This is a genomic window from Flavobacterium sp. ENC, from assembly GCF_020991415.1.
Lineage (GTDB): Bacteria > Bacteroidota > Bacteroidia > Flavobacteriales > Flavobacteriaceae > Flavobacterium.
The window spans coordinates 274,302-291,930 of sequence record NZ_JAJMOY010000003.1; the positions used below are offsets into that span (position 1 = coordinate 274,302).

Here is a 17,629-nt window from a genome sequence, read left to right on the forward strand (position 1 = left end):
TTTAAACCCGATCAGGTACTGAAAAGTACAAATGCGATCAGGAGCGTAAGGATAATATTGAATAGCTGAGCTATTAAAAAGGCATATAGCGGTTTTTTACTGGTATTGCTAAACAAATCTTTGAAGTTCGTTTCTAAGCCAATACTGGTAAAAGCCAGTGCGAACCAAAGTCCCTGGATATTCTTTAAACTGTCTTTTACATTATCCCGGGTTTCAGGAGTAAGCAGAAAAGAAAAGACAAGGGAAGCGGCAATAAAGCCAATAACAAATTTTGGAAAACGTTCCCAGATAATTCCCAGTGTTGGTTTTGAATCTGCAGTTTCAGCAGAGCTGTTTTTGGTGTAAGTCCAATAAACAGAGATCACAAAGGCAGCCAGTCCCAATAATACATTTTGCGAGAATTTTACAATCGTACTGATTTTTAAAGCGGTTTCCCCAACAAGGGTTCCGGAAGCCACAACAGCTCCGGAGGTATCAATACTTCCGCCCAGCCAGGCTCCGGTTACTTCTTCGGGAAAATTGAAATAACGCGCAATAACCGGCATGAAAATCATCATCGGAATGGCGGTTACCAGGACCATCGAAATGACATACGACAATTTCTTCGAATCTCCCTTAATGGCTCCCGAAGTCGCGATTGCAGCAGAAACGCCACAGATGGAAACCGCGCTCGAAATCATCATGGTCAGTTCATCATCCACTTTTAGTTTACGGCAAAGCCAGAAGGCAAAATACCAAACTGACAGCACCACTACCAAAGCCTGAAACAGTCCCAGTGAACCTGCTTTCAGAATGTCTGAAAAGATAACGCTGGTTCCCAGCAAAACCAGTCCGATTTTTACAAAAACTTCTGTAGAAAGTGCCGTACGAAACCATTCGGGCAGCCTGAAAAAATTACCGATCGCCAAACCAATAATCAGACTGAAAATAACGGCTTCCAGATTGATTCCTTTTACGAAAGTATTTCCGGCAATAATTAATGAAATTAGCGTCAGTACATAAACAACCGGGAAAACGACTAAAAAGTTTTTTACCGGTTTCCCAATCAAAAACGCACCTGTTGTTCCTATGGAAAGGAAATAGACAAATTGTAATAAAAGAATTTGAAGGTTTTCTAAATCAAAAACATCACTTAGTAAATTTGCCGGATTTGACCATTTGAAAACAGGTACTGAAGGAAGAAAGAGAAACAGGGAAATCCCTATTATTAGAAATCCCAGAATAACGACGGTCCAGTCTTCGTGAATGGTGATTTTTTTGGATTGGGCTGACATTGTGTTTTTTATTTATTGTTATTATTATGGAAAGTCTCTATTCTTTTTAATTGCCTCCTGCTTTAGCCGGAGCTATTTAGAAGGTTAAGAAAGTTGGCTTTAGCCTATTTTTTGGCTAAAGCCTTTCACTATGATCTTCTTTAATCTCCAGCTAAAGCTGGAGGCAATTGAACAATTCTAGGTCACAGATTTTAACAACTTAAGGGTTTTATTTTTGTTACAAATCGTATTTATTAATTGTTTTTCTGCAATCTTCCTAAAGCTTTTTTAATTGCCTCCTGCTTGGTATTTAGAAGGTTAAAGAAGGTTGGCTTTAGCCTAATGTTTGTTTGGCTAAGGCCTTTCGCAATGATCTTCTTTAATCTCCCACTAAAGCTGGAGGCAATTGAACAATTGCACGACCTGATGCCGGTTATAAGTCCACAAAATATTTTTGTTTGCCAAAATCGAATTCATAATACGTTAAGTTCGGCCAAAGCGGTTTGATCAGTCCTTTTTCCCAGTTTTGCAGCGCAGCCTGTAATTCTTTTACTTTCTCCGGATTTTTTTGTGCAAGATCTGTGGTTTCGGATTTGTCTTTTGCGAGATTATACAACCATTGTTCCTGCGTTTTTCCGCTGATGATTAATTTCCAGTCACCGCTTCTTACTGCTTTTGCATCGCCTGACCGCCAGTACAAATCTTTGTGTGCTATCTTATGATCATTGACGGTGCTGATCAGATCGACCCCGTCATAAACCCTGTCTTTTGGCAGACCGGAATGGGTCACGGCAGCAATTGTACTAAAGATGTCCAAAGAGCTTACAGGAGTTTTGTAAACCGTATGTGGTTTGATTTTTCCTTTCCACGAAAGGGCAAAAGGAACATTGATGCCACCTTCAAAATGAGAAAATTTCCCACCCTTCAATGGGGCATTGGTGGTAGCAAAAGTATAATCGGCACCGCCGTTGTCACTTGCAAAAATGATTAAGGTGTTTTCTTCCAGTCCTTCTTTTTTGACTTTGGCTACTATTCTTCCAATCGCGTCATCCAACGCGCTGATCATCGCAAAATAGACCCGTTTGTTTTCGTCTTTTACATTCGGAAAACGATCGTAATATTTTTTTCGAACCTGAAACGGCGTATGTGGTGCATTAAACGGAACATACAATAAAAAAGGTTTTGTTTTATTTTTATCGATAAAGGTTTCTGCCTCATCAGCAAATGTTTCGGTGAGATAGGCTTTATTTTTGATAATGGTGGTATCACGACGAATTTGCCCGATTCCGACACGGCCATTTCCCCAAATGGTTTTATCGGTAAAATCTTTGTGATGATGGTTGATGATGTCCGGATTATCATCTTCCGGTGTATAAAGGGAAAAGGCCTGATAAAATCCGTAATGATAATCGAAACCACGGTCCAGCGGGAAAAATCCTTTGTTGTGCCCAAGATGCCATTTTCCGATAATTGCCGTTTTGTATCCTTGCTTTTTAGCTAAATCGGCAAAGGTAATTTCAGATTTAGGCAAGCCCTGAGTGGCAATTGAAGCCTCATTCGGGTAAGCTATTTTTGGATTTAAATTCCACTTGTTGGTATTGATTAAGTATTTAAAGGCGTAGTACTCCAGATTGTTTTTAGGATAGCGGTCTCCGGGCTGATATTCGTGTCCAAATCGCTCCTGATACCGGCCTGTAAGCAAGCCTGCTCGTGAAGGCGAACAAATGGAAGCTGAAACATAACCATCTGTAAAGGTTACGCCCGAAGCTGCCAAAGAGTCTATTTGTGGTGTAGGAGCAGCTTTTCCTCCGTAAAGGGAAATATCATATTTGCCTAGATCATCGGCGAGAAGAATAATAATATTCGGCTTTTTTTCTGTTTTTGACGTATCTTTTTGGGCAAGGAAAGCTGTCTTTCCTTCGGCTAATTTTTGATCTGGCTTAATTAAAGTTCCATCGGTATTAATGGGCCAGAATAAAAATAGGACCAGAATTAATAATACGAATAGGATCGGTACAATGATCTTTTTTGTTTTGGATAATGCCATAGTTTATTTTTGATTTTAAAAAATGTGTATTAGAAATTAAAGGATCATTTAGAAGCCAAAGCCACATCCACATCATTTTTCAAATCACCAAGGCCATCTTTTTTGAAGACAATTTTACCATTCTGATACAAGATCAAAGTAGGGAAGACCCGTACGGTTTTTAGATCAGCAATAACCTGAGGGCTTTCTTCCAGTTCAATCTGAACGATTTTTAGTTTTTCCCCGTATTGCGTTCTGAGGTTTTCTAAAATTGGTTTTACCGTTTTACAGGTAGCACAATATTTAGATCCGATATCTACTAAAACATAGTTGTTATCGGCAACAATCTTTTTGTATTCCGGCAAAGTCAATTTGCTTTTCAGATTGGTATAAAACGGTTTTCCGCCGCCAATCCAGCTGGCAATTCCGCCTTCCAGTATATAGATTTCAGAAAAGCCTTTTTTGGTTAGTTCTGTTGCTAAAAGACCGCTTCGGTAAGCGGCAATGGAATAAATAAATACCGGCTGTGACGGATTTAAGGCGGCCACTGCTTTTTCGAAATTCTCTGATTTGGTATTGAAATTTATAGCGCCTTCAATATGGTTTAACGCAAATTCTTCCGGGCCTCGGGCATCAATTACCTGCGGGTTTTTCTGGGTTTTAATTTTTGAATAAAAAGCATCCAGCAAAACGACACTTGAGCTTTTATCCTGTGCAAAACCTGCAAGGGTAAAAAGGAGGAGCAGGGCTGAGAGACTGTTTTTGAGTATTTTATTTTTCATGATTTTCTGTAATTTTATAAAAGTTGGCAGTGTATTTCAAAGTTGAACCTGAAAAGCACTGCCAATTTTTTATGATATAATTCCGATTGCCGTTTTCGGATTTCGTTATTTTATTCCGGACTGTTTTATACCTGAGCCGGTTCGTCGTAGTAGACCGGACCTGGGGCAGCAACAATTTCTGCTTTTGCTTTTAGAGGAACGGATAAAACGCCTTCTGCCAATGCACTTCCTTCTTTTTTAGATTTGAATATTGGCCATAAAAACTGGGCATACCACTCTTCTTGTTTATAGGATTTCATTCCGTATGATTCCGGGAATTTACGCGTAATTAAACCTGTTCCGAAAATGATGTCCCAGATAAAAAACATATTGCCGAAGTTGCCTTTAAAGTGACCGACACCATCTCCGCTTGTATCGGCGTGATGTGCGTGATGCGTTGCAGGAGTCGAGATCAAACGCTCTAAAACCCATGCAATTGGATGTAATACTTTGTATTTGTAAAATGGTTTGTCCCAGGCAATGCTGGAATGAGCCCCTAAAGTGATGAAACTTTTGATCACCAGTACAAACAAAGCGGGTAATCCTAAACCTAAATAAGTCAGCGTAGCCGTCAGATAAATTTGAGAAAAGAAAACCGTATAAATAAAATTTTGTCTGGAAGCCATCGCCATTCCCATGTAAGGAGCCGAATGGTGCGTTCTGTGGAAACGCCATAAAAACGGAACCTGATGGTGCAAACGGTGGTACCAGTATTGTGTTAAATCATCGGCTATGGCGATCAGGAAAAATCCTCCCCAGAACGGAACCCATGAAAGGGTATTGGCCAGATTCGGAATTAAGTAAGGCAAAGCGGTTAGGCTAAAAAAAGCAATTACGGGTGGCAAAAGCAATTTCGGCGCTAAGAAACAAACGATATCTATTTTGCGTTCTTCGCCTGTCCACTCGTCATCGTATAAGCCTGCGGCAAATTCTATCGCCCCTAAAACGAGCATGAAAACAATTAATCCCCAAGTTCGAATGTGTTGAAATGCGGGTTGTGCAAACTCTAAAAACGCGGGTAAGGTGATATGTGATTCACTCACAAGGCCATTCGTTAATTTAAAGTAAAGGAAAATTGCCACTACAGGCAAACTGTATATTAAAAGACTGATACTTAAATCTCTCGTTAATTTTTCTTTTTGAACTATTGCCATGATTTCTTATTTTAAAAATTGATTGATTAATGCTAAACCTCCGGCCAGAATGGCTAGTGGAACTAAAAATACGATTGCCCCAACAACAATCTTTTTTCCGATAATTTCATAGTCTACTCGTTTCATGATTACCTTATTTGTTTGTTATTATTTTTTTTAAGTGTCCTTTCAGTTTTAGGTTTGTACCTATACTGAAAATCAATAAATTGGATAGTATCACAAAAATAAAATAAAACCGTTTAACTCTATAGATTTAGTAGAATTTTATTGATTGGTTTTTTGATAAATTTGTTAAATACTTGTCGTTTTTTGTCATTATTTAACTTTTTGCATCACAGAGCCATTAGTTGCAAAAGAAAATGACTCTGCATACTTTTTTAGTTTTATTCATTAGTACCGGCAGGTTTATTGGCCTGACGAATTAATTCCTGAAGGTTTTTACTCTTATCCGTTCCGTTGTTGTGTATTCTTCTGCTGAATACATCCTGCCAGTCAATTAGCGGATACAAGTTGTTTTCCTTAGCTTGTTCATCAAACAATTTTTGAAGCTCTGCTAATTTTTCAGGATATTTTTTAGCCAGGTTTACGCGCTCATTAAAATCTTCATTTAAATTGTAAAGCTCCCAGACATCCGTATCGAAATTACTTTTGGCAGGTGTTTCGTTTTTGCCTAATGAATTTTTTAAAGCAAAGGAATCCGGAAGATGTGCCGCCGCAGCTTTCCATCCGTCTTTGTAAATCGCTCTGTTTCCGAAAATATAATAATACTGAACTTTGTGTAAAGATTCTGCTTTGGCATCGTTCAGGGAAGCGTAGAAAGAAGAACCCTGAATTTTGTCCTGCTTGATTTCACGAATAGTTTCCGGTGCTTTGATTCCCGCAATATCCAGTGTAGTCGGAAGTAAATCTGTTACATGGCTGTATTGATTTCTGATTCCGCCTTTTTCTTTAATTTCTTTTGGATAAAAAACAATCAGCGGGTTACGGGTTCCGCCTTCTGAATGGGCATCCTGTTTCCAGTTTTTAAAAGGCGAATTGGTTGCCTGTGCCCAGCCTAAAGGGAAATTGGTATTCAGGCCTTTTGCCGTTCCGATTTCTCCGATGTTGTTTAGGTTATCCTGAAGGTTTTTTTCGTCAGATACGCCGCCGGCAAAAAGATTCTGGTTGATTGTACCTTGTGTGGTACCTTCTTTACTGGCTCCGTTATCACCAATGGCCACAAAAATAAGTGTGTTTTCCAATTGACCTGTTGCTTTTAGATGTTCTACGATTCTTCCGATTTCATGATCGGTATACGTCAGGTATCCGGCATACACTTCCATAAAACGGGCGTACACTTTCTTTTGGTCCGGAGTTAGTTTTTTCCAGTCGGCAATAAGTGGATTGCGTTCCGGTAATATGGCATTTGCCGGAATGACACCTAATTTCTTCTGATTGGCTAATACTTTCTCACGGTACACATCCCAGCCTTCATCAAATTTTCCTTTATACGGATCACTCCAGGATTCTGCCACCTGATGAGGTGCATGAACCGCTCCCGGCGCGTAGTACAAAAAGAACGGTTTATCCGGAGCCGCTTTGTGTTGCTTCGTGATATAACCAATGGCTTTGTCTGTAATCTGGTCTGTTAAATGTCTTCCGTCAGGAACAACATGCGTATTATCTTCTACTAAATCAGGTTTGTACTGATCTGTTTGTGAACCTAAAAAACCAAAAAAGTGTTCAAATCCTTTTCCTGTTGGCCATCTGTCAAAAGGTCCGGCGTCAGAAGCTTCTTCATCCGGAGTCAGTCCGTATTTACCAACGGCAAAAGTGTTATATCCTTTGTCTCTTAAAATCTCGGCAATTGTTCCTTTATCAGACGGAATTCGGCCATCCCAGCCCGGGAAACCTGCTGATAAAACAGTGTGCGAAAATCCGCTTACGTGTACTCTTCCCGAATTTCTTCCGGTTAATAAAGCGGCGCGTGTAGGGGCACAAATAGCGGTTGTATGAAAATTGGTATAACGCAGACCGTTATTGGCCAAATTATCGAAAGTTGGGGTTTGTATCAAGCCTCCAAAAGCACTTGAAGCTCCAAATCCGACGTCATCTAACAAGATCCAGACAATATTGGGTGCTCCGGCAGGTGCTTTTACAGGCTCCGGCCAATATTCTTTAGAATCCGCTATTGTTTTGCCGATCACGCCTTTAAAACCCGCATCCTGTTGTTCTTGCGCAAAACCGAATTGGGCAACCAGTAATGCGGTAATCAGAAGTCCTTTCTTAGGACTTTTGATGGTACTGTAGTTATTAATTTTTTTCATTTTAAATAGTTTTTAGTTGATTAAGTAATAATTTTTACTTGTTTGCTTTGGTTACTAGTTCCTGCAGATTAGCTGGCGTTTGTTAGTTTTATTTACCTGACATGTAACCAGTATTTTTACTGTATTATTTTATTTTATTTTATTCCAATCTTCGACACCTACTTTTACAGACCATTCCTGATGTAATTCAATCAGGCTTTGGAGCAGTTTTGGTTCTGATTCTGCCAAATTTTTTGTCTCTGTTCTGTCGGTCGCAAGATTGTACAATTCCCAGGGCTGATTGTTTTCAGCTACCGCTTTCCATTGGTCTTTTCTTACTGCTTTGCTGCCTTCATGTTCCCAAAACAAAGCTTCATGCGCATCAGAATGTTGTCCTTCGAATTCCTTTTTTAAGGGAATACCTTCTAAGGGGGTCAGGCTTTTTCCCTGAAAAGAATCCGGATATTGAAAACCGGCATATTCTAAACAAGTTGGCAAAATATCAATCACATGGCTTACCCTGCTGCTAATTGCACCTGCCTTAATATGCTTTGGATAATAAGCAATAAATGGGGAAGCAATACCGCCTTCGTGGGTGTTCTTTTTGAATAACCGGAAAGGCGTGTTGCTCACATTTCCCCAGGGACTTTCGTAACTGTCAATCGACGCAACCGAACCCGGAGTGCCATTTTTTTGTGTCACATAATTCCAGTTTTTTACCTCATCGGCACTTCCTCCATTATCTGAAAGAAAAAGAACAAGGGTATTGTCTTCTTCTCCCAAAGACTTGACTTTCTGCAGGATTTCTCCAATTCCGGCATCCATCCTGTCGATCATGGCGGCGTAAATGGCCATCCGGGTATCCCATTTGTCTTTTTCTTCGGGGCTTAGTTTTTCCCAGTCCGGCACTTTTTCAAAACGATCTGATAAGTCCCAGTTTTTAGCAACGATTCCCTTTTCCTTTAATTTTTTAAAACGCCTGGCTCTCAATTTATCCCAGCCTTCCAAATATTTGCCTTTGTATTTTGCAATGTCTTCCGGCAATGCCTGAATGGGCCAATGCGGAGCATTATAAGCTACATACAGAAAAAAAGGATGTTGCTGGTTTCGCTGTTTTTCTAAAGAATTAACAGCAAAATTGGTAATCTCCTGAGTCAGATAGGCAGAGGTATCTGTGCGGATAACTTCTTTATCTCCTTTTAAAAAAGTGACTTTTCTCCCGTCGTTATACAAAGGTTCCGAGTTAAAATAACTGCTTCCATTGTTTTGTAACGTGAAAGAATCATCAAACCCCCGATTAACCGCCCAGGCCGATGGTACTAATCCAACGTGCCATTTTCCGGAAACAATAGTGTTGTAGCCTGCCAGTTTAAGTGCCTGCCCAATCGTGATGCAATGTTCGTTTAAATAGCCCTGATAAGCCGGAAACCCCTTGTCCTGAACCATGTCCCCAACACCTGCCTGATGCGGATACAAACCCGTGAGTAATGCAGCCCGGGAAGGACAACAACGCCCGGCATTATAAAACTGGTTTAGTATAAGCCCTTTTTCAGCCAGCTTATCCAGGTTCGGCGTTTTAATTTCTGAGCCAAAAGCACCAATATCTGAGAAACCTAAATCATCTGCCAAAATGACGATGATGTTAGGTTGCTTTTTTTGTGCAAACAGCTGAAATGGTACAACAACCAACAACGCAATAAGGAACAGTTTTTTAATCATTTTTTTTACTTGTAATAGAAGCCGTTTAATTGTAACCCGGATTTTGTGGTAACCCAACCGGATCAAAATTTCTTTCGCTTTGCGGGATTGGGTAAAGGTTGTTTTTTTCGGAAACCGAATTTTTGGCGGTTACTTTTTTGACTTCCGTAACCAAAGTTCCCCAGCGCACTAAGTCAAACCATCTTTGTCCTTCCTGAACAAATTCTTTTTTACGTTCTTCCTGAATGGCTGCCCTAAAAGTGACTTGATCCAGTCCTGCCAAATCTACAGTGGCATCCGTAGTCGTAATTGGTTTTCCAAAAGCTCGTCTTCTCACCTGATTAAGCAATTCATAAGCTTCGGCAGTTGGCGCTCCCTGTTCGTTGATGGCTTCCGCCAAAGACAATAAAATATCAGCATAGCGAATAAGCGGAAAATTAATGGCTGTATTTCCAGGCGTTGCCAGATTGGTTAAATCCAGGTATTTTTTAAAAATAGGCTTAGGAAAAGTATAAAGGGTTCCTGTAACCGGATTGACCAGTTGTTTGGCGTAACTCACATCTCTTCTGGTATCTCCGGCAGCATAAATATCATAAAACAAAGCGACGTCTGAGATAATATCAGCAGGTTCTGTAGCTGTAAATCCGGTAAAAGAAGTAGACTGGAAAGTACTTCCGCTGGATCCGTTTCCGGCCTGATTCGGCTCAAACTGAACAGAGAAAATATGTTCTTTTCCGTTTTTCTTTGTTTTGGTAAAGATATCCTGGAAGTTTTCAAACAACGCATATCCGTATCCGCCGTTGATTACTTCCCTGGCTTTTGCGATAGCATTTGGATAGTCTTTTCGGGTCAGGTACACTTTGGTTAAAATTGCTTTTGCAGCTCCCGAAGTGGCACGGCCTGCATCGGCTGCAGAATAAGTAGAAGGCAGGCTTTCAGCATCCGTCAGATCTTTAATAATCTGTGCATAAACTTCGTCTACAGTGGCTCTTTTTGATTTTAAACTTTCTAACTGAATAGAAGTCGGTTCGTGTAAAACAATTGGAACTCCGCCCCAAAGACGGACTGCCTGAAAGTACAATAATCCTCTGATGAATTTTGCTTCATTGATTAATCTGGTCTTTACGGTCTCTGAGCCTGATACTTTCGGAATGTTATCAATAGATACATTTGCTCTGTTAATTCCGGCATAAATTTGTCTCCACGCTACCTGAACACGGTCGTTGGTGGCATCATGTGTTAAAGCGCTCATAGCCCTTACCTGTGGATTTGTAGCAGAAACTCCCGCTGCTGCATAATCAGACCCCATATCGGTTAAGAAATAAAGGTTTCTTCCGAATAAACTCTGCTCGCCCGGATCAAGACTTAACGAAGCATAAACAGCGGCTACACTGGCAACGGCATCATCCTGGGTTTTGAAGTACTTATCTTCGGTTACAAAAGAGGTTGGTGTTACCTCTAAATCGGCGCACGATACAAACAGTCCGGCACTTAAAAGGAATAATAGTATGATCTTTTTCATTTGATATTTTTTTACTTAGAAAGTTACGTTCAGGCCTGAGATGAATGTTCTGGAGTTTGGATACGAACCAAAGTCAATTCCCGGATATAAGTTATTTTGTTCGTAGGAACTTACCTCCGGATCATATCCGGTATATTTTGTCCAAGTCACCAGATTCTCTGCGGAAACATAAAATTTCACACTGGTGGCTCCCAGTCTTTTCGAAACACTCTTTGGTAAGGTATACCCCAGAGTAACTAATTTTAATCGTACGAAAGAAGCGTCTTCTACATAACGCTCAGAAACGATTCCCAGCGGAGAACTGGACGCTCTCGGAATTTCATTGCTTGGATTTGCTGGGGTCCAACGGTCTTCTAAAGTAACATTGGCGTTGGTTCCCAGCGTTGAAATTTCTAACTGCTGGTTTAAAGCATTGAATATTTTTGCGCCGTAAGATCCCTGGAAAGAGAAATTCAAATCGAAATCGTGATACGAAACCGTGTTGCTGAAACTTGCCACAAATTTTGGCTGGGAAGTACCGAGATTACCTTTGTCAAGCGCTGTAATAACTCCGTCGCCATTGGTATCCACATACTTTCGGTCTCCCACTTTTGTATTGGCTAAGCTGTTGATTTTCGGCTGTGTATTTACTTCTTCCTGAGTCTGGAAAATACCATTTGTTTTGTATCCCCAGAAAGTTCCCAAAGGCAAACCAACTTTTACGGTTACAGGCTGTTGTTGCAATAAAGAACCATTCGGTACGACCGGGAAAAACTGATTGACTCCGTTTCCAATTGACACTACTTTGTTTCTGTTGGCAGAAAATACAATGTTGGAATTCCAGGAGAAATGTTCTGTTTTTAAGTTTTCAGTTGTTAAGCCAATTTCAATACCTTTATTTTCAACACCTCCAATGTTTTGAAGTACACTTGCATATCCGGAAGTTAAGGGTACCGGAACGCTAATTAACAAATCGTTTGTTTTTTTGTAATAGACGTCAAAAACAAAATTTACTTTTCGGTCTAATAAGGATAAATCTAAACCAGCATTATACTGCGTTGTTTTCTCCCATTTCAAATCCGGATTTGCCAGACGGGTAGGAGCTAATCCTGTATATAAAGTACCGCCAAAAGAATAATTTACAGAACCCATTGACGCTAGCGAAAGGTAATTTCCAATTTCCTGGTTTCCGGTTGTTCCCGCTGTAAGCCTAAGTTTGGCTTCGGTTACGCCTTTGATGTTATTAGCGAATTCTTCATCGGTAATATTCCATGAGAAACCGGCAGACGGGAAATAACCCCAAAGCGATTCAGAACCAAATCTTGACGAACCGTCCGCACGTCCGGAAAGCGTAAAATTATATTTCCCCCTGTAGGAGTAATTTACTCTCGCAAGCCATGATTTCAGGACACTTTCGAAGGCATCGCTATACGGTTTTACAGCCACACCATCCTGGATTGCATTAAAAGTATTGGAATCATTTACAAAAGTATTTGCTCCGGCAGTTACCGTTTCTCCCTGCGTATATTGAAGCGTGTAGCCTCCCAAAACTGAAAATTTATGGTTTTCGCCGAATGTAGTATTATAATTCAGGGTATTCTCGTTCAGTACAGAACTTACCAGTCTGTCTCCAATTGAAGCCAAACCTTTTGTTCCTGCACCGTTTGTAGTATTGGCAGGTGCGTAATAGTTTTGTTTCGTATTAATAACGTCACCGCTTACGGCAACTTTGGCAGTCAGTTTTTTAGTGATTTTATATTCCCCGAACAAACTGGTTAAAATTCGGTTGATTTTGGTCTCGTTAATCGTATTTTCCAGGTCATTAATAGGATTCGGAACGAAACCGTTTACTGAAGTTGCGTAAATATTATTCGTCACATTATAACTTCCGTCAGCATTTTTAATCGGAACAACCGGAGCAGTTAATACGGCGCTCACTAAAGGGTTTGGCGTTCTTCCGCCACTTCCGTTGGTTCCAACGCCATTTGCGATGGAATTACTGTAATTGGCATTCACACCAAATTTAAAATTCTGGGAGTAATTTTTTTCGTAGTTAATACGAAGTGAGATTCTTTTAAAATCAGATCCAAGAACGGTTCCTTCCTGATCAAAATAACCGGCAGAAATAGCATAACGGGATCTCTCGTCACCGCCTGAAAAAGACAGCTGATGATTTTGTACGGGAGCCGAGGACCTAAAAGCGGCAGACTGCCAGTCGTATCCTCCTGAATTTCTGAAATCTTCGATTTGTGCAGCCGTAAAAGAAGGAGCCTGGCCGATACTGGCCTGAACATCATTTCGTAAACTGGCCCACTGACCGGCGTTCATTAAGTGCAGTTTCTTTGAAACATCCTGGAATCCAAAATAACCCTGATAGGAAATATTATCCTGACCTTTTGTGCCTTTTTTGGTGGTAATAATTACGACACCATTTGAGCCGCGCGATCCGTAAATGGCAGTGGCAGAAGCATCTTTTAAAACCTCTATAGATTCAATATCAGCAGGATTTATAGTTGACAAGACATTGATACTGGCTCCGGCAAAAGAAACTCCTGCTGAACCGTTATTATTGTCATTATAAATTAAAATCCCGTCTACAACATATAGAGGTTCATTACCTGCTGTAATCGAGTTTCCTCCACGAATACGAACGCTGGATGAAGCGCCGGGACGACCTGAACTTTGTGTAACTACAACCCCGGCAACAGCACCCCTTAATAAGTTATCTGCCGATGAGGTTACCTGAGATAAATTGGCTTTTGGAACAGAAGCTACAGAACCTGTAATGTCTTTTCTTTTCTGAGTTCCGTACCCGACAACGACTAATTCATCCAGTTCCTGTCGTTCTTCTTTTAAACTAATCGTAACCGGATTTTTATCTACTATGATTTCCAGTTTTTTGTATCCGATATAACTGACGATTAAAGTATAAGGAAGTTTTTGACCGGTTTGAAAATAAAATTTTCCTTCTGCATCTGTTACAACCCCGTGAGTTGTACCTTTAATCGTAATGGAAGCTCCGATAACAGGCTGATTTGTAATGTCATCGACAACGGTTCCGTCAAGCTTTGATTGTATAAGTGGTGTGGTGTTCTGGGCACTAATTCCTGCCGAAGAAAGCAAGAGAAAAAGCAATGAGTATATCTTTAATATTTTTTTCATTTCTTTGTAATGGTTTTGAGTAATTAACAAGGAGCCTTGAAAGTTGATTTTTCAACTCTCTTCCTTGTTTTCTTTATTTCACGATAAATTTTCTTTAAGCCTCGCCATTTCTGTTGCCGCAGAAATGGCTTTTTTTATTTACAGCAACAGCTTTGCATTTTTTTCATTTTAGTTTTGTTTAGTTATTAATTCTTTTTTGGATTTATAGGTATTGTTTCAAGGCCAGCTCAATACAAATCAATGCATTCAACAGACTTTTGTAATTTCAATAAAATTGTATTGTGGTTATTTTGGAATATTCGTCTTTGAATCAGATTGATTTTGTGGTTAGGAATTAATCCACAGACCGAATAAGGCTGAGAGGATTAGCAACAGAAGCACATATAACAAAATGTGTTATATGTATATTTTTTAGGTAAAATGTAGTACGATATGCTTTCGGTTGTTTTCAAAATATAGTTTTTTGGTTTCTAATATTATTTATAAACTCTACTAATCCTATAGACAAAGTTAATTTTAATATAATAAAATCCAAAAAAAAGTTTAATTATTTTTTTTCAGAGTAGAAATAAAAGGAGCTAAATGGCTAATTTTTATTTTAAATAACTGTAAATCAATAATTTAAATTTTTGTATTGCAATCGTATCACTATTAAAATTATTTTTTTAAAAACATTTAATTGTAGTATTTTATACTTATTTTTCCTCTTTTTAATTTCAGGATAACATATAGAAAAAGTAGAAAAACGTCAGAGAAAGATCATTTTGGCGTTGGCCTGATGATTTTTTACGCAAAACTACGCTGGTTTTAAAGTTGATTTTGAAGAAATTAGACTAATTTTATAGACATTAAAATAAAATAAATCTTTTTACTCATCCTATAATTAAATACTTATATTTGTGATAAGTATTTATACTTAGTTTATATATTAAAACATGATACAAGTTAGTCAGGCTTTAACAATCGTAGCAGAAAACAGTTCAAAAATGCCAACGCAGAAAATCCCGGTGGGTAAAGCGTTAGGATATATTTTGGCAAAAACAGTGCATTCTCCCATTGCTATGCCGCCTTTTCGCCAGTCTGCCATGGACGGCTATGCTTTTACGCACAGTATACGACATCAGTATGATGTAATAAGAACGTCACAAGCCGGAGATTATTCGAATACAAAACTTGAATTCAACGAAGCCGTCCGTATTTTTACAGGCGCTTTTGTACCGGACGATGCCGATACAGTAGTGATGCAGGAGCATGTGATGGCCAACGAAAAATCGATTCTGATTACCAATATGCCGGAACAATTTGCCAACGTACGCAGCAAAGGAGAGCAGATTCAGAAGGATGATATTGTTTTTGAAGCAAATACTCTGATTACACCTGCTGCAATTGGATTTTTAACTTGTTTGGGAATTACAGAAATAAGCGTATATAAAAAACCAAAAGTTGCCATTTTGGTCACCGGGAACGAACTGGTAAAACCCGGAAAGAAATTACCAAAAGGAAAAATATTCGAAAGTAATTCGGTAATGCTTCAGGCGGCACTTCAGACCATCGGAATTAAAAAAACAAAAGTTTATACGGTAAAAGACAAACCGAAAGCCACTAAAAAAGTATTAAAAGAGATCCTGCCCCAATATGACATCGTTTTAATTTCCGGCGGAATTTCAGTCGGCGATTATGATTTTGTAAAAGAGGCCCTAATAGCGAATGAAGTGGAAGAACTGTTTTATAAAATCAATCAGAAACCCGGAAAACCTATGTTTTTTGGAAAGCGAAAAGATACATTAGTGTTTGCACTGCCCGGAAATCCGGCTTCTTCACTCACTAATTTTTATGTTTATGTATATCCGGCCATAAGAAATAAGATGGGTTTCTCAGAAATTCACCTTCCAAAATTGATTCGAAAATTAAATGCAGATATTCCTAACACAACCGGGAAAACCTTGTTTCTGAAAGCTGTCTATGATGAAACCCACGTTGAGGTTCTGGGAGGACAAAGCTCCGCAATGCTAAATTCTTTCGCCATTGCCAACAGCTTACTGATTGTTCCGAATGATGCGGAAATGCTCAAAAAAGACGAATTGGTGACTTTGTTGCCGATTGGGGGATTTTAGTGAGAAAGAGTAAAGAATATAGATTATAGATTGTAGTATGTAAATAGGCAGATAACTTGAAACCTGAAACTTGAAACCTGAAACCTGAAACCTGAAACAAAATTAAACCTAAAACAACAAAACAAACCTATGAATCTCCTTAGTTCCGAAAATATGGTCCTGTTTGGCTTTGCTTTAATCGTGATTGCTTTCCTGTATTCCAGTGTGGGGCATGGCGGAGCGTCGGGATATTTGGCTTTGATGACGATTTTTGCGTTTCCGGTTGTGATAATGAAACCGTCAGCTTTACTGCTGAATCTATTTGTTTCGAGTATTTCATTTTTCTTTTATTATCGAATGAATTATTTCCGGCCTAAGCTGTTTTACCCTTTTGCAATTGCGTCGATACCGGCTGCATTTTTGGGTGGTTTTGTAACGCTGGACAATGCGGCTTATAAAATTATTCTCGGAATTGTATTGGTTTTTGCAGCGCTGAGGTTATTCGGCATATTTAATTTTAAAGAAAAAGAAGCAGTTCCTATAAATATTCCTTTTGCATTGATTATTGGATTTGCAATCGGATTATTATCCGGAATGTTAGGGATTGGCGGCGGAATTATCCTGAGTCCGATTTTATTGTTTTTGGGATGGGCAAATATCAAAGAATCGGCAGCAATTTCGGGTTTATTCATATTTGTGAATTCATTTGCAGGGTTACTGGGATTCTTTCTGGGAGGAAAAACAATTCCAGCGGAAAGTTTTTACCTGGTTCCAATTGCAGTTATCGGAGGTGTTTTAGGCGGATTTTACGGAAGCGGCTATTTCTCCAATAAAACATTAAAATTTGTGTTGGGAACCGTAATATTAATGGCAAGCGTTAAATTGATTTTTCCTTAAAAAATGGTTTAAGATATAAGCCACAGATAAAAATATTAATAAAAAAAAATCTGCCAAATCTGCCAAATCTGCGAGAGAAAAATAAGAGTCCAAAAAAATAAGTAAGAAAAAAATCTGAATATAGAAAAACAAGCAGGATTGGTAAACCCCTGAAATAAAAAAATCATGGAAACGCTAACAGTATTTATTCTTTGTGGAGGTAAAAGCACCAGAATGCAGTCCGAGAAAGGCTTGGTTTTGTTTCAAAAGAAACCTTTCATTGAACATATTATTCAGGCGATTTTACCCATCACAGACCAAATAAAACTGATTACGGCAACCAAAGAATACGATTACCTGCCCTATCAGAAAATACCGGATATTATTTCGGATAAAGGGCCGCTGGGCGGTATTTACACTGCATTGACAGCTTCTGAAACCGAGTTTAATTTGATCTTAAGCTGTGATATTCCGTTAATTTCAACCGGATTATTGACTGAATTAATTTCAAAACATAATAACGAAGCAGGCGTTACCGTTTTTGCTTCGGAAAGTAAGGTGCATCCGTTAATCGGAATTTATTCTAAAAAAGTGCTTCCCGTCATAAAAGAAGCCATAGAAGCAGATGAACTGAAAATGATGGATTTAATAGCTAAAATTCCCCATCAGATTATCAATATAGCCGAAAATGAAAATTTTCACTTAAGCAATATTAATTCGATTGATGAATTAAACGATCTCGATACCAATCTAATTTAAG

11 protein-coding genes are annotated in these 17,629 nt (G+C 39.0%); 3 read left to right on the top strand and 8 right to left on the bottom strand.

Annotated features, from left to right (window positions below; translation table 11 throughout):
- Positions 1 to 11: 11 nt before the first annotated feature.
- The 8 genes from LPB89_RS09990 to LPB89_RS10025 form a co-directional block, all read right to left on the bottom strand.
- The gene (locus LPB89_RS09990) at positions 12 to 1,274 is read right to left on the bottom strand and encodes a YeiH family protein (RefSeq protein ID WP_230701601.1); all 1,263 of its coding nucleotides are present in this window, start codon (positions 1,272 to 1,274) and stop codon (positions 12 to 14) included.
- 412 nt (positions 1,275 to 1,686) lie between these two features.
- A complete protein-coding gene (locus LPB89_RS09995) occupies positions 1,687 to 3,300 on the bottom strand; it encodes a sulfatase-like hydrolase/transferase (protein WP_230701602.1) in 1,614 nt (537 codons plus the stop codon).
- Between the two features lie 44 nt (positions 3,301 to 3,344).
- On the bottom strand, positions 3,345 to 4,061 hold the full coding sequence (locus tag LPB89_RS10000) for a thioredoxin domain-containing protein (RefSeq protein ID WP_230701603.1): 717 nt from the start codon (positions 4,059 to 4,061) through the stop codon (positions 3,345 to 3,347).
- Between the two features lie 125 nt (positions 4,062 to 4,186).
- Positions 4,187 to 5,254, bottom strand: coding sequence for a sterol desaturase family protein (locus LPB89_RS10005; protein WP_230701604.1), 1,068 nt, complete (start codon positions 5,252 to 5,254; stop codon positions 4,187 to 4,189).
- A gap of 383 nt (positions 5,255 to 5,637) precedes the next feature.
- Positions 5,638 to 7,560, bottom strand: a complete 1,923-nt coding sequence (locus LPB89_RS10010) for an arylsulfatase (RefSeq protein WP_230701605.1) — start codon at positions 7,558 to 7,560, stop codon at positions 5,638 to 5,640.
- A 129-nt stretch (positions 7,561 to 7,689) separates the two neighbouring features.
- Entirely contained in the window at positions 7,690 to 9,258 is a 1,569-nt protein-coding gene (locus LPB89_RS10015) for an arylsulfatase (protein ID WP_230701606.1), read from the bottom strand.
- Positions 9,259 to 9,283: 25 nt separating this feature from the next.
- Positions 9,284 to 10,759, bottom strand: coding sequence for a RagB/SusD family nutrient uptake outer membrane protein (locus LPB89_RS10020; RefSeq protein ID WP_230701607.1), 1,476 nt, complete (start codon positions 10,757 to 10,759; stop codon positions 9,284 to 9,286).
- Between the two features lie 15 nt (positions 10,760 to 10,774).
- Positions 10,775 to 13,900, bottom strand: coding sequence for a TonB-dependent receptor (locus LPB89_RS10025; protein ID WP_230701608.1), 3,126 nt, complete (start codon positions 13,898 to 13,900; stop codon positions 10,775 to 10,777).
- A gap of 935 nt (positions 13,901 to 14,835) precedes the next feature.
- Here LPB89_RS10025 and glp point away from each other — a divergent pair.
- The 3 genes from glp (at position 14,836) to LPB89_RS10040 (ending at position 17,628) form a co-directional block, all read left to right on the top strand.
- Positions 14,836 to 16,014: a gephyrin-like molybdotransferase Glp gene (glp, locus tag LPB89_RS10030; protein ID WP_230701609.1), complete on the top strand. Its 1,179-nt coding sequence runs from the start codon at positions 14,836 to 14,838 to the stop codon at positions 16,012 to 16,014.
- 129 nt (positions 16,015 to 16,143) lie between these two features.
- Complete coding sequence (locus LPB89_RS10035; protein ID WP_230701610.1) at positions 16,144 to 16,890, top strand: sulfite exporter TauE/SafE family protein; 747 nt, start codon at positions 16,144 to 16,146, stop codon at positions 16,888 to 16,890.
- A gap of 165 nt (positions 16,891 to 17,055) precedes the next feature.
- Positions 17,056 to 17,628 (top strand): molybdenum cofactor guanylyltransferase, encoded by a 573-nt coding sequence (locus LPB89_RS10040; protein ID WP_230701611.1) that lies wholly within the window; start codon positions 17,056 to 17,058, stop codon positions 17,626 to 17,628.
- Position 17,629: the final 1 nt, after the last annotated feature.

Coding starts and splice junctions, on each gene's coding strand:
- LPB89_RS09990 (WP_230701601.1), bottom strand. CDS start 1,274: ATGTCAGCCCAATCCAAAAAAATCACCATTCACGAAGACTGGACCGTC.
- LPB89_RS09995 (WP_230701602.1), bottom strand. CDS start 3,300: ATGGCATTATCCAAAACAAAAAAGATCATTGTACCGATCCTATTCGTA.
- LPB89_RS10000 (WP_230701603.1), bottom strand. CDS start 4,061: ATGAAAAATAAAATACTCAAAAACAGTCTCTCAGCCCTGCTCCTCCTT.
- LPB89_RS10005 (WP_230701604.1), bottom strand. CDS start 5,254: ATGGCAATAGTTCAAAAAGAAAAATTAACGAGAGATTTAAGTATCAGT.
- LPB89_RS10010 (WP_230701605.1), bottom strand. CDS start 7,560: ATGAAAAAAATTAATAACTACAGTACCATCAAAAGTCCTAAGAAAGGA.
- LPB89_RS10015 (WP_230701606.1), bottom strand. CDS start 9,258: ATGATTAAAAAACTGTTCCTTATTGCGTTGTTGGTTGTTGTACCATTT.
- LPB89_RS10020 (WP_230701607.1), bottom strand. CDS start 10,759: ATGAAAAAGATCATACTATTATTCCTTTTAAGTGCCGGACTGTTTGTA.
- LPB89_RS10025 (WP_230701608.1), bottom strand. CDS start 13,900: ATGAAAAAAATATTAAAGATATACTCATTGCTTTTTCTCTTGCTTTCT.
- glp (WP_230701609.1), top strand. CDS start 14,836: ATGATACAAGTTAGTCAGGCTTTAACAATCGTAGCAGAAAACAGTTCA.
- LPB89_RS10035 (WP_230701610.1), top strand. CDS start 16,144: ATGAATCTCCTTAGTTCCGAAAATATGGTCCTGTTTGGCTTTGCTTTA.
- LPB89_RS10040 (WP_230701611.1), top strand. CDS start 17,056: ATGGAAACGCTAACAGTATTTATTCTTTGTGGAGGTAAAAGCACCAGA.